Origin of the sequence: Microcoleus vaginatus FACHB-2002, from assembly GCF_040004035.1 — a bacterium.
Classification (GTDB): domain Bacteria; phylum Cyanobacteriota; class Cyanobacteriia; order Cyanobacteriales; family Microcoleaceae; genus Microcoleus; species Microcoleus vaginatus_C.
The window spans coordinates 1-12,526 of sequence record NZ_JAMPLN010000036.1 but is presented as its reverse complement, the minus strand read 5'-3'; the positions used below and the strand labels follow the sequence as shown (position 1 = coordinate 12,526).

Here is a 12,526-nt window from a genome sequence, read left to right as displayed (position 1 = left end):
CCAATTGACTAACGTACCTGCATATAAACAGCATCCGAAAGCGGAGGAATCTCTGCATAGCGTCCCAAAAGCGACTGCACGACTGCATAGACAAATGCAGCAAAAGCGCCTAAAAACACCATGTTATACAGAGTTTCCGCAATAAATGCGACTTGGACGCCGTTAGAAAAAATCGGCAAAACCAGACCGCACAGCATCAAAACAATGTCTAAAAGAATTGCCTGCATCGCATTAAAACGAATGAAGTGACTGATGTTTTCGTTTCTAACTACTCCTAAGTACAGGGCAAAGAAGATAATCAAGCTAGCAAAGGGCAAACTATAAATTTGCATCAATGGAGCTAGCGGTATCAACAACAGTTGCAGGACAGGAAACTGTGTAAACAGAAACCTGCCAAAGGCAAGCCCGTCAACCAACGGGAGCAAATAAGGCAAAGAAGCAAAAATCCGGTCTGGAACAGTTGTAGATCCGCGCCAAGTCATAATGAACTCTCCTGAGTCGATCGATTAACTATTAATTCCATTAAACTCAGGATAACGCAGCAGCAGGGTTTGTGTTTCGACTCTGCCGGAACTTGCTTTTCACTCAGCGGGGAGCAGCCTCAACTACCAACGGCAGGCATTCTTATTTAATATTGGCAATGACGAAGCCCATTTGACACTCGTACCGATCGGGCAAATTTTCCGTAGGTTTAGCAACTGGATGTCCACAGCGAAGCTCTCCACCACTCCAGCGCGGTTGGCCAGTGCGATCTGCCAGCAAACAACTTTGGCAAACACACTGAGGGGCAAGCATCTGATTTTCCATTAAAATGACTAACATTTGATACCTCCGGCAGGTTTCACACCAGTAATTTCATTGTATGTCAGGATTTGGGGACAAACCGCTTAACCTGAACACAACGTAATATTTATGTGAATCGTGCGAAATCCGTAGTACGGTATAAGATCCCCAATTCCCAATCCCAAATTTGTCAAGAGGTTGATTATTGTGACGGACACTAACTTAGAATTCCTTTCCAAAACTGATCCGCTGATTGCCGATTTAATCGGGCAAGAGCTCCAGCGGCAGCGAGATCACCTAGAACTCATAGCCAGCGAAAACTTTACCTCCGCAGCGGTAATGGCAGCTCAAGGCTCAGTGCTGACCAATAAATACGCCGAAGGACTGCCAGCGAAACGGTACTACGGCGGCTGCGAATTTATTGATGGTATCGAGCAAATCGCGATCGATCGCGCCAAACAGCTATTTGGAGCCGCTCACGCCAACGTCCAGCCCCACTCCGGCGCTCAAGCCAACTTTGCAGTATTTTTGAGCTTGCTGGAACCCGGAGACGGAATTATGGGCATGGATTTGTCCCACGGCGGGCACTTGACCCACGGTTCGCCGGTCAACGTATCCGGCAAATGGTTCAAAGCTTTTCACTACGGCGTCAGCCAAGAAACAGAACAGCTCGACTATGACGAAATTTTGGCACTTGCCAAAGAAAACCGACCGAAATTGCTAATTTGTGGCTATTCAGCATATTCGCGAATTATCGACTTTGAGAAGTTTAGAGCGATCGCTGACGAAATTGGAGCCTACCTGCTCGCCGATATCGCCCACATCGCCGGGTTAGTCGCCACAGGGCATCACCCCAACCCCCTCCCTCACTGTCACGCAGTCACCACCACCACTCACAAAACCCTGCGGGGCCCCCGTGGTGGCTTGATTATGACCAATGACCCGGAATTAGGTAAAAAATTTGACAAAGCTGTTTTCCCCGGCACTCAAGGTGGGCCCTTAGAACACGTCATTGCGGGCAAAGCAGTAGCTTTCGGCGAAGCATTAAAGCCTGAATTTAAAACTTATTCCGGTCAAGTAATTGAAAATGCGCGCGCTTTAGCGGAACGGTTGCAGCAGCGGGGTTTAAAACTCGTTTCCGGCGGCACGGACAATCACTTAATGCTAGTTGATTTGCGCTCGGTAAACATGACAGGCAAGCAAGCGGACCAATTAGTCAGCGGTGTGAATATTACTGCTAATAAAAATACCGTGCCTTTCGATCCGGCATCGCCCTTTGTCACCAGCGGTTTGAGACTCGGTTCGCCGGCGATGACCACCAGGGGAATGGGAACAGCAGAATTTACCGAGATTGGCAATATTATTGCCGATCGCCTGCTAAATCCAGATGATGAAAGCGTCGCAGCCGACTGTCTGCGACGAGTAGCAGCACTGTGCGATCGCTTCCCGTTATATCCACACTTGTACTTGAAAGTGCCGGCATTAGCTTAATTTTCCTGATCGGCAATGGGGAATTGGTAGTTGGAAGTGTACGGGTAAAAGGGTAAAAGAGCAGGAAAAGATTGAGAGTTGCCGGTAGCGATATTGACAAGCGGTTTTCACCAAAAATATCGATCGCCAATACGGTTTTTAGTAAAGATATTTGTCGGGCGGGGCTGGTTTGACTAACGGTATTTGTCGGTTGCGAAAGATACCGCTCAACTGGACCCGCTCGCCAAATATCGACTTTTTTGCTCGCGAAATAGTCGATATTTCAAATCGTTAATTCGAGAGTTATGAATGAAAAACCTGACAATTCGCCCCAGGGCAACTGCCATTGTGGCCAATCTCCGACTCCCAAACCCCCAGTCGCTCTTCAAGATGTTTCCTTGTTATAAGCCATCTGAAATGTAGTAGACTCTGCCTGACAGCCTAATTGCCCCGCACTATTAAAATTGATTTCAGATGCCGTACCAGTATCTGTACCACATACTCGCTTTCCTGGTTTCTGCGATCATCGTCCTCTGGAGTACGCCAATAGTCAAAAAAATTGGTCTCAAAAGTGGGCGAGTCGATCGGCCAGGCGATCGAAAAGTCCACAAGCGCCCGATGGTGCGCTTGGGAGGAGTTTCCATCTTTCTCGGCACTATCACTGCCCTCTTATTTGTCTGGCTCTCAGGAGGCTTCATCGATGCTAACGGACAAGTTCTCAATCCCAAAGACGAATACGAAATTTGGGGAGTCACCCTCGGCGGCATCGGATTCTTCCTCATCGGTTTAGCAGACGACCTATTTTCGCTCTCGGCATTAAAACGCTTGCTCATGCAAGTTGGCGTATCCAGCATCGTTTGGATGGCAGGCGTACAAATTGAGTTTCTCACAGTTCCCTCCCTGGGACTGACTAATATTGGCTGGCTGAGCTTGCCAATTACCGTGATTTGGCTTGTCGGCATGGCCAACGCCATCAACTGGATTGACGGTTTGGACGGTTTAGCTGCCGGAGTTTCAGGGATTGCAGCAGTTGTAATGCTGATTGTCAGTCTGTCGATGCACCAACCGGCGGCGGCCCTGATTGCAGCGGCTTTAGCTGGCGGTGCCTTGGGATTTCTGCGCTACAACTTCAATCCGGCTCAAATCTTTATGGGAGATGGCGGGGCTTATTTTATCGGGTTTACTCTGGCTGGAGTGGGAGTAATTGGATTAGTTAAAACTACGGCTGTTACTTCTGTGTTACTGCCCTATTTAATTTTAGCTGTACCGATTTTAGATATGTCGGCGGTGATTCTCGATCGACTTCGCAACGGCAAGTCACCGTTTATTGCTGACAAGCGCCACCTTCACCACCGACTTCTACAAGCCGGACTATCCCATCGATTTGCGGTTTTATTTATTTACTCGCTGACACTGTGGGTGGGAAGTTTAGCCCTAGCTTTTTCGGTTCCCAGTGGCGTAATTTACGCTATGGGTGCGACAAGTTTGCTGGGATATGCTAGCTGGAAAGTTTGGAGACACGCTAGGTGAAGGAAGTTCGGCAACGGATTCTGTAACGGATGTAACGGATGTCAGTCCGATGTCCGTCGGAAGAAGGAAGAAGGAAGAAGGAAGAAAAATAATTTCTAATGCCCAATGTCCAATGCCCAATACCCAATTCCCAATGCCCAATGCCCAATACCCAATTCCCCAATCCAAAATCCAAAATCTAAAATCTAAAATTGAATGGTTGCTGAAATTATTTGTGTTGGCACTGAATTGCTGTTAGGCGATATTCTTAATAGCAATGCCCAGTTTTTAGCCAAAGAATTAGCGAGTCTGGGAATCCCTCACTACTATCAAACAGTGGTGGGGGACAATCCAGAACGTATCAAACAAGTGTTAGAAATCGCCGTCAGTCGATCGCAGCTTTTGCTCTTCACCGGAGGCCTGGGCCCCACACCAGACGACCTGACAGTCGAAACGATCGCCGATTTTTTTGGGGTTCCTCTCATCGAAAAGCCGGAAATTATCGCAGATATCGAATACAAATTTGCCCAGCGGGGACGCACCATGAGTCCCAGCAACCGGAAACAAGCTTTAATTCCAGAAACTGCGGACATTCTGCCAAACCGCAGCGGTTCTGCACCGGGGATTATTTGGCAGCCGGTTTCTAACGTGACAGTAATGACATTTCCCGGCGTACCGGCGGAAATGCACTTGATGTGGCGAGAAACCGCCGTTCCTTACCTGAAAAATGGCGGCTGGTGCAGCGAAACTATTTACAGCCGCACGCTGAAATTTTGGGGGATTGCTGAGTCGGCATTGGCGGAAAAAGTAGATAGTTTTCTGAATTTAACTAATCCTACTGTGGCTCCCTACGCCAATCACGGCGAAGTCAAACTGCGGATTTCGGCCCGCGCGGAGTCGTCGGTGGCTGCGAAAAACTTGATTGAGCCGCTCGAACAACAATTGCGGCAAATTGCCGGCTCGGACTGTTATGGTGCTGATAGCGATACCCTCGCTTCGACTGTGGGCCAATTGTTGCTGGATGCTGGGCAAACTCTTAGCGTGGCTGAATCCTGCACCGGAGGAGGATTGGGGGCCATGCTGACTGGTGTTCCTGGCAGTTCTTGCTACTTTTTAGGGGGGATTATTTCTTACGACAATCGAATTAAGGAAGAATTATTAGGTGTTAATCCGCAAGATTTAGCCGAGTTTGGGGCAGTCAGCCACCAAGTGGCAAAACAAATGGCTGCGGGAGTTCGCGCCAGCCTCAATACAAATTGGGGATTGAGCATTACAGGCATCGCCGGGCCCGGAGGCGGCACAGACGCTAAACCTGTCGGACTGGTTTATGTTGGTTTAGCTGGGCCCCACGGCGACGCAGAAAGTTTTGAATACCGCTTTGGCGATGCCAGAGGTCGCGATTGGATTCGGAATTTGAGTAGCTGTACGGCGCTCGATCGGCTCCGGCGTAAATTATTGTTGGCAAAAGCGTAGAAAAAATCCTACGATTGGTCAATTGTCAACAGTCAACCGTAAGCTTAAGCTTTATTTAACACTCTATACTCCGATATAATTCGGCAATTTTCCTTTTCCCTCTTGATTATCTGTAAAGATTCGTTATGATAATAAGATAGGACTGATTGGCCAATATACTGACTCTCTCCATTGCTCAAAACAACCAGCAAGCGAGAAAGCAAGTTTGATCTTTGGTTTCAAAGTCGTGCTTGCTTATTTTCAGATATTTAGCCGTCGGTTTAGCAATCTAGACTATAAGAAAAGGAGCTATCCGTTCAATGGAAGACATTGAAAAGGTGCTGGAACAAATTAAAGAATGGGTTCGCAAGCTGATAGAAGGATTGCTGAATCCTGAAGCTCAACCGGAACTCGAACCGATTCGTATTCCTGTCAACCAACCGAGAAATCGCCGATAGTCGGGACTGGATTGGAAGTTTGAGCTTTCAGCTTTGAGCTTTGAGGTTGGAGACTGGTTCTAAATACCATGTCAAAACTCTCCTAATTTTTGTTGCGCTGGAAATTTTAAAATTGTTAAATATCCTGGTACTTCACGGCCCTAATCTGAATCTATTGGGTCAGCGAGAACCTGGAGTTTATGGTTCTGCAACTTTAAATGATATCAACAAGTTGCTAGAACGAGAAGCGCAAGCCCTCCAGGTGCAAGTCTCAATTCAGCAGTCGAATCATGAAGGGATATTGGTGGATGCAATTCACTCAATGTTAGGCCAGCACCAAGGCTTATTGATTAATGCTGGAGCTTATACTCATACGAGTGTGGCAATTAGAGACGCGATCGCCGCGGTGAATATCCCTGCGGTAGAAGTTCATCTGAGCAATATTTACCGACGGGAAGCTTTTCGCCATCACTCGTTTATCGCAGCGGTGGCGATCGGGCAAATCAGCGGTTTTGGCTCAGAAAGTTATCGGCTGGGGCTGCAAGCTCTAGTGAGTTACCTGATTAAAAATTAAAAATTTACCGATTGTAGCGATCGGATGAGGGCAGGTTTTAGATGGAAAACCAGCCCTTATATGTTTGGGTTGAATTCAAATTAATCACAAGAGTTAGGCTAAGAAGCACACCAGGAAGAATTCTAAATTACCAATTACCAATTACCAATTACTAACAACTTGAGTTAAATTCAAATGCGGCATTCCCTGTTGAGCAAGTTTCAAGGAACCATCCTGGGCGCAGTTTTAGGAGACTCTATAGGCCTGGAATACCAGAGGCAACTCGTGGGTATTCCCCCCCAAAAAGAAGACTTGCAGCCGATTTTACAACTGACTAAACACCAACAATTGACCCTAAGAGGGGCAACATTGGCGTTGAATTCTGTCAACAGTAAAATCCCAAGTGGCAAAGACTCATCCGCATCCGGGAGACTTGCGGTAGCGTGTACTCAAAGTTTAATTCGGTGTAGGGGTTTAGATTTAAAAGATTGGCGCGATACTTGGGAAGCATTTGCCAAGTCGGAAATCTACCATCCCCGCAACAGTCAGTTTACCACCCTGCTTAACCCCGGTGAAGCTGCCGTTGCTGCGCTGCCACCCGCGATGTTTTTTCACGAAAATAAAGCCAAGCTGCGAGAAAAAATCATGCTGGCGATAGAGGTTTGGCACCACGAAAACCAGCCAGAATGGGAAACAGCAATTTTAGCAGTAGCATATACGATCGCCCGATCGCTCAAAGAAAGACTTGACCCCGCGACAGCGATCGAGCAAACACTTGCTTACCTGAAAACAGATAATGCCTTAACAGAGCTGCTGCTGCAAGTGCAAATACTACTAGAAAAAGGAGCCGATTTAGAAACAGCCGCCACTCATCTGTGCAAAAGCGCCACAGCTTTGCGAGAAAGACAGGGCGAAGGTGAAAAAAAATTACAAACCAAGTCAACTGTCAACCCTGAAAATTTCATTCCCATTGCCTTAGCTTTCTACTGCTTTTTGAACACCCCAGAAGACTTGCGCTTGTCAGTGGTGCGCGCTGCCCGTTGTGGTATAGCCGGACAAATAACCTGCGCTTTGACGGCAGCTTTGTCTGGAGCCTATAACGGCGTTGCTGCGATTCCTGTAGAATGGCGACAGGTATCTTCGACTGAGGTTAAACCGCAGCAGCTAGCCGAGGGCCGAGAACCCTCGCTCTGGGGAACGGGCAGCGATGCAAAAATTGTAGAGTTAGCAAATAACCTGTTTGCTGTTTGGGCGGGAGTTTACAAGCCCGATGTCGGACTGGATTCCGCAACGCTAGCCCGATCGGTGGCTGCACCTTATGTCATTAGACCTCGTAAAATATAAAGTTTGGAGCTTTTAACGGTAAGGGGAAACCAGAAATTAGTAATTCGCCATTAACAAGTCAAAAGCGAAAGTGGAAGGAGAGCGACAATTAAAGATTAAAAAGTGAAAAATTAAATGTGAAAAATTAAATCGGACGCGCTTGCCCCAACAAGCCAGGTTTAAACGAGAATATGGGGTTGGGAAACGAAGAATCTACGGAGAAACAAGGTTTTTAGCCCTCGCGCGCGATTTCTGTTCAAGATGGACAAGGGAAGCAAATAAGCTGCTTGCGTTGTTGGTCACCGTTAGGAAAGCCAACTGCTGGCGATAGTCAGGCAAAGTAGTCTGGGGGGTTGAATATTCAGCCAGGGTAGTTCGGATAAAATCAATCAAGATGCATAGTCAGAAATTCTGACAAAGCTGCTGGATAACAGTGATATATCTTCGACACAAATGAATACGCTCTCCTCATTGATGCGGCAGATTGAGCAGCTAGGGGCTGCGCGCTCACTGCGCCAACACATTGCTAAAGTGCAAAATGGCTGCAGCAAAGCAGATACAGATCGCGCTGGCGGACCTCTCCTGAGCCGTTTGTCGCGCCCGAAATGGATTCTTCCCGAGACTTTTACTACTAGATTTACAAGTAAAACCTCCAAATCAAGCCTCAAAAATCAAGCTCGTTCCCCTATGTTGGCGCTGGTCGCGGTAGTTTCTCTCAGCAGCACTCTGGGCCACCGCTTCTACAACCAGCCGAAACTGGATGTGGGGACGAAAGCTCCTCAGACGATTAAGGCTCCTGATACTGCTAGCGTCCCGGATTACAAAACTACTGAAGAACAGCGGAAAGCAGCGCGGATCGGGGCTGTAGCCATATTAATGCTAGATCCTGCGGTCAATCGACAAATTTATCAAGAATTGCAACAATTTTTGCAGCACGGGAGCGATCTACGCGAGGCGGTAGGGCAGTTTCCGTTTGCGAAATCTTCGGCGCTCTCACTTGCTGCACAGGTTTACTTGCGGGGCTGTCCCGAGTGGGAGTGGCGATCTATTTTGGCGCAAGCGAGAGAAAAAAGTCCCACTTCCGATCGGTTGAGTTTGGATTCCCCCGCAGTTGCTGGGCAGACCGAGAACAAGTCTCAGCAGGATGCTATCGCTCAATTGCAAGCTTACAGCCGATCGGTCCGGGCAGCAGAGTTTCAAAGCCTGACAGACAGTATTTCCTCTGCTCGCCAGCGCTATCTCAATGCTGTGGAGGCGCTGGAAAAACCGTTGGTTTCCGGGTTCCCCCAGATTTACGATACTTCGCTGTTTGATTTGTCGGATGCAGCTTGGCAGAAAACCCAAACCGGTATGAATCGCGCGGCAAGAAGGATGGTGGCTCAAGGTATCCCGCAGGGGTTGCCAAAAGAGATTTTGAAAGAAGCCGTGAAGCTGCAAGTGGCTGAGGAAGTGCCGTTAGAGTCCCAAGCTTGGGCGGTGGAGGGTTTAGCAGCGATTTTGCAGCCAAATCTGGTGAGAGATCGCGAGGAAACCAAACAGCTAGCTGAATTAGCGGCGCAAAAAGTGAAACCGGTGATGATCGCAGTAGATCAGGGCGAGATAATTGTTGCACAAGGACAAGAGATCTCGCAGCAAGATTTCGTGTTGCTGGACTATTTTGGTTTAAGCCGGCGGGGGGTGAATTGGCTGGGGCTGACGGGTTTTGTTTGTTTAGTCGCGGGGGCAATTGCGATCGTACTGCTGGTGGAAAGGCACTACCGCTTGCGCCGCAGAGATCATTTGCTATTGCTGCTGCTGACTTTGAGCGCCCCAGTGCTGGTGAGTTTGGGCCTGCCTTGGACGAGTTTGCCGGCGATCGGGATTTTAGCGGGCGGCTTCTACGGTTCGGCAGTGGGAGTGACTGTGGTGGGGCTGCTGTCGGTGCTGCTGCCCGTTGGCTTAAATGTGGAGTTGATTCATTTAGTCGCTAGCGGGGCGGGGGGATTGCTGGGCGCTTTTATGGCCGGGCGGCTGCGATCGCGCGAGGAATTGGCTCTTTTGGGCTTGGCTCTTGGGTTGACTCAGGGCACGGTTTATCTGGTGGGGACTTTGATTGCCAGCGCCGCTGTCGGTGCGATTTGGTACGTTGTGCTCGGTACTGTGGGCGCGCAAAGTTTGGCCGGTTTGGCTTGGAGCGTTGTGGCGATCGGCATCAGCCCCTATTTGGAACACGTTTTTGACTTGATTACGCCGATCCGGCTGGCGGAACTTGCCAATCCCAACCGCCCGCTGTTGAAGAAATTGGCTGCCGAGGTTCCGGGGACTTTTCAGCACACGCTGTTTGTGGCGAGTTTGGCGGAGGCTGCGGCCCGGGAACTCGGCTGCAATGTTGAGCTGGTCAGAGCTGGTACATTATACCACGATATTGGAAAAATGCACGATCCGCTCGGATTTTGTGAAAATCAAATGGGCGGGGGTAACAAACACGATGAAATCAATGACCCTTGGGCGAGCGCGGAGATTATTAAAAAGCACGTTAGCGAGGGCTTGGTGATGGCGCGGAAACATCGATTGCCGAAGGCAATTCAGGCGTTTATTCCCGAGCACCAAGGTACAATGTTAATTGCTTATTTCTACCACCAAGCGCAGCAAATTGCTGCAAAAGAAATAGAAGATTTAAAGATTGCTTTGCCAGCAGATGCGAATAATTCCAAGTTAGCAATCGCAAGTCGCCAAGTGAGGGAGGAGGATTTTCGCTACGATGGGCCGATTCCGCAGTCGCGGGAAACGGGGATTCTGATGCTGGCGGATTCTTGCGAGGCTGCTTTGCGATCGCTCAAGGATGCTACTCATGAAGAGGCTTTGAATATGGTTAATCGGATTCTAAGGGCTCGCTGGCAGGATAATCAGTTGATGGATTCGGGTTTAACGCGGGAGGATATGTCTCTAATTGCGGAGATTTTTGTGCGGGTTTGGGAACAGTTCAATCACAAGCGGATTGCTTACCCTAGTGCAGTTTTTACTCCTAGGTAAGAGGAAATTTTTAGTTAGGGAAAATCAGCTCGCATTTCAGTTGTGAATGAGATTTCATTGCGATTTGCCCCGCGAATAGCGATGCACTTCAGAATTGTCGCTGACAATTACCACAGGTTGTTTGGTTCCTCAAAACTCCGAAGAGTCGATATCTCTTTCGCAGGCTAGGTGCGATCGCAATTTTTGCCAGTCTTGGGCATCGATCGCATTTGCAAAAGCGATGATAGTATCTACAACCCCAGCGCGGTCAACAATCCAGTGGATATCTGGCAGTTCGTACATAAAAAATAAATTTTGTGAGTTTTGAGTTCCACATCTTTTAATTTTTAACTGCATATGTACGCGGATAAACGCCGATTTTTTATCTTGATTCTATCCTTTGACTCCCGCAGCAGTTTCTGTTGGCACAATGTATTTTTGCAAAAGCAAAAATAGTCCTAAAACTGGAACAATAGAAATAATAGAACCCGCCGCCACCAAACGCCAATCCAAAGAAAATGTCCCGGCTAAATTGGCTACCCCTAAAGGTAAAGTGTAATATTCCGGCCTGTCTAAAACTAGCAGTGGCCACAGAAAGTCACTCCAAGAACCGATAAATACAAAAATTCCTAAAGTAACTAAAGCTGGTTTAATTGCCGGAATCATGACGTGCCACCAAATGCCTAATTCGCTGCAGCCGTCGATGCGGGCGGCTTCTTCTAGTTCTTTGGGAACTGCTAGAAATGCTTGTCGTAATAAAAATATGCCGAAGGCTGAGGCTAGTCCGGGAAAGATTACGCCTAAATAACTATTTTTTAGTCCGAGTTGTACAGTCAATATGTATAGGGGAATCATGACTATTTGGAAGGGAATCATGATTGTGGAAATGATCGTGATTAAGATGGCTTCGCGGCCGCGAAATTTGAGTCTGGCTAAGGGGTAAGCGGCGAGGGCGCAAAAGAGGACGTTGATGCTAACTGTGAGGCCGGCAATTAGGGTGCTGTTGAACAGGTAGCGGCCGAAGGGGTTGGTTTGCCAAACTTTGATGAAGTTTTCGAGGGTTGGCTGTTGGGGCCACAGTTGCGGGGGAAATTGAAAGATGTTTTCGTTGGGGGATTTGAGGGAGGTACTGAGCAGCCACAGCAAGGGAAACAGCATTAAAAGTGCGATCGCGCTCATGATGCTGTACGTCCACAGGGTGCTCCACGGCGAGGGAGTGTTGTTTGGGGAATTTGGTTTTTTAGTTTTGAGATTGTTCATTGTTGGGATATGATAATAAGTCCTTGCTTCGTGAGAAGCCTTGTTGTCCATAAGGGGATTATTGCCATGAAACCGTTTATTTACGAAACTATGTACATTCTGCGCCCAGATTTGGGTGAGGAAATGACAGACCAGGCGATCGCTAAATATCAAACTATTTTGCGCGATCAAGGTGCTGAAAACATCGAAACTCAGCACCGTGGCAAGCGCCGTTTGGCTTACGAAATCGGCAAGCACCGGGACGGAGTATACGTTCAAATGAACTATACAGCTCCGGGCGCTGCAATTTTTACCCTGGAGCGCGCGATGCGTCTGAGCGAAGAAGTGATTCGCTATTTGACGATCAAGCAAGATGTACCCGATGCACCTGAAGCGGAAGCTGAAGCTGAAGTCGCCGAGTAGCATTCCTGTCAACTTAACGTTTTATGTAGTACCACTCTACTGTTTGACGATTAGGGCCGCTTATTCCCCGGCACGCCTTTCTTAAGGGCTACCCTGTACACACAACTTGAAAAACTAACGTCAGAGCCTTTCGCTCCCCCTGGCATCCTCCTGAAAAAGAGGCTAGGGGGATCTCTGGGATTTTGGGTACAGCATAGTTTCTTAAGGGCGGGACTTGATGTTAATTGAAATTATAAGTAGGTAAGCGGGATTAAACCGAGCTATGTAACAATATGTAAACAGGGCTAACTTAGCCACGCTTAGGGCTAAGGATACTTTACAATCCTTAACATAAGTGTGTTTTACA

General features: G+C 48.1%; 13 protein-coding genes. 9 read left to right on the top strand and 4 right to left on the bottom strand.

Annotated elements, in window-relative coordinates; all coding sequences use genetic code 11:
- Positions 1-8: 8 nt before the first annotated feature.
- Positions 9-482 (bottom strand): Tic20 family protein, encoded by a 474-nt coding sequence (locus NDI35_RS23780; RefSeq protein ID WP_333077581.1) that lies wholly within the window; start codon positions 480-482, stop codon positions 9-11.
- Between the two features lie 142 nt (positions 483-624).
- The gene (locus NDI35_RS23775) at positions 625-822 is read right to left on the bottom strand and encodes a hypothetical protein (protein WP_006631916.1); all 198 of its coding nucleotides are present in this window, start codon (positions 820-822) and stop codon (positions 625-627) included.
- Positions 823-990: 168 nt separating this feature from the next.
- On the opposite strand from NDI35_RS23775, the gene glyA reads away from it, so the two are divergent.
- The 8 genes from glyA (at position 991) to NDI35_RS23735 (ending at position 10,539) form a co-directional block, all read left to right on the top strand.
- Positions 991-2,274 (top strand): serine hydroxymethyltransferase, encoded by a 1,284-nt coding sequence (glyA, locus tag NDI35_RS23770; RefSeq protein ID WP_333184014.1) that lies wholly within the window; start codon positions 991-993, stop codon positions 2,272-2,274.
- 453 nt (positions 2,275-2,727) lie between these two features.
- Positions 2,728-3,783, top strand: coding sequence for a glycosyltransferase family 4 protein (locus tag NDI35_RS23765; protein ID WP_445314868.1), 1,056 nt, complete (start codon positions 2,728-2,730; stop codon positions 3,781-3,783).
- Positions 3,749-4,021, top strand: coding sequence for a hypothetical protein (locus NDI35_RS23760; protein ID WP_445314867.1), 273 nt, complete (start codon positions 3,749-3,751; stop codon positions 4,019-4,021). Before NDI35_RS23765 ends, NDI35_RS23760 begins: the two co-directional genes overlap by 35 nt.
- Entirely contained in the window at positions 3,979-5,235 is a 1,257-nt protein-coding gene (locus NDI35_RS23755) for a competence/damage-inducible protein A (protein ID WP_445314866.1), read from the top strand. Before NDI35_RS23760 ends, NDI35_RS23755 begins: the two co-directional genes overlap by 43 nt.
- Positions 5,236-5,534: 299 nt before the next feature.
- A complete protein-coding gene (locus NDI35_RS23750; protein ID WP_333054680.1) occupies positions 5,535-5,672 on the top strand; it encodes a hypothetical protein in 138 nt (45 codons plus the stop codon).
- Between the two features lie 112 nt (positions 5,673-5,784).
- Positions 5,785-6,225 (top strand): type II 3-dehydroquinate dehydratase, encoded by a 441-nt coding sequence (aroQ, locus tag NDI35_RS23745; protein WP_445314865.1) that lies wholly within the window; start codon positions 5,785-5,787, stop codon positions 6,223-6,225.
- Positions 6,226-6,399: 174 nt separating this feature from the next.
- Complete coding sequence (locus NDI35_RS23740; RefSeq protein WP_445314864.1) at positions 6,400-7,548, top strand: ADP-ribosylglycohydrolase family protein; 1,149 nt, start codon at positions 6,400-6,402, stop codon at positions 7,546-7,548.
- Between the two features lie 432 nt (positions 7,549-7,980).
- A complete protein-coding gene (locus NDI35_RS23735) occupies positions 7,981-10,539 on the top strand; it encodes an HD family phosphohydrolase (RefSeq protein WP_445314863.1) in 2,559 nt (852 codons plus the stop codon).
- A gap of 129 nt (positions 10,540-10,668) precedes the next feature.
- Here NDI35_RS23735 and NDI35_RS23730 read toward each other — a convergent pair whose 3' ends face one another.
- Positions 10,669-10,821 carry a hypothetical protein gene (locus tag NDI35_RS23730; protein WP_445314862.1) on the bottom strand — a complete coding sequence of 51 codons (153 nt, stop codon included), beginning with the start codon at positions 10,819-10,821 and terminating at the stop codon, positions 10,669-10,671.
- Between the two features lie 90 nt (positions 10,822-10,911).
- A complete protein-coding gene (locus NDI35_RS23725; protein WP_333294360.1) occupies positions 10,912-11,829 on the bottom strand; it encodes a carbohydrate ABC transporter permease in 918 nt (305 codons plus the stop codon).
- 15 nt (positions 11,830-11,844) lie between these two features.
- Here NDI35_RS23725 and rpsF point away from each other — a divergent pair, with 15 nt between their 5' ends.
- Entirely contained in the window at positions 11,845-12,180 is a 336-nt protein-coding gene (gene rpsF / locus NDI35_RS23720; RefSeq protein ID WP_015176119.1) for a 30S ribosomal protein S6, read from the top strand.
- Positions 12,181-12,526 lie beyond the last annotated feature (346 nt).

Coding starts and splice junctions, on each gene's coding strand:
- NDI35_RS23755 (WP_445314866.1), top strand. CDS start 3,979: ATGGTTGCTGAAATTATTTGTGTTGGCACTGAATTGCTGTTAGGCGAT.
- NDI35_RS23740 (WP_445314864.1), top strand. CDS start 6,400: ATGCGGCATTCCCTGTTGAGCAAGTTTCAAGGAACCATCCTGGGCGCA.
- NDI35_RS23725 (WP_333294360.1), bottom strand. CDS start 11,829: ATGGACAACAAGGCTTCTCACGAAGCAAGGACTTATTATCATATCCCA.
- NDI35_RS23735 (WP_445314863.1), top strand. CDS start 7,981: ATGAATACGCTCTCCTCATTGATGCGGCAGATTGAGCAGCTAGGGGCT.
- NDI35_RS23760 (WP_445314867.1), top strand. CDS start 3,749: ATGCTAGCTGGAAAGTTTGGAGACACGCTAGGTGAAGGAAGTTCGGCA.
- NDI35_RS23730 (WP_445314862.1), bottom strand. CDS start 10,821: ATGTACGAACTGCCAGATATCCACTGGATTGTTGACCGCGCTGGGGTT.
- rpsF (WP_015176119.1), top strand. CDS start 11,845: ATGAAACCGTTTATTTACGAAACTATGTACATTCTGCGCCCAGATTTG.
- NDI35_RS23775 (WP_006631916.1), bottom strand. CDS start 822: ATGTTAGTCATTTTAATGGAAAATCAGATGCTTGCCCCTCAGTGTGTT.
- NDI35_RS23750 (WP_333054680.1), top strand. CDS start 5,535: ATGGAAGACATTGAAAAGGTGCTGGAACAAATTAAAGAATGGGTTCGC.
- NDI35_RS23780 (WP_333077581.1), bottom strand. CDS start 482: ATGACTTGGCGCGGATCTACAACTGTTCCAGACCGGATTTTTGCTTCT.
- NDI35_RS23765 (WP_445314868.1), top strand. CDS start 2,728: ATGCCGTACCAGTATCTGTACCACATACTCGCTTTCCTGGTTTCTGCG.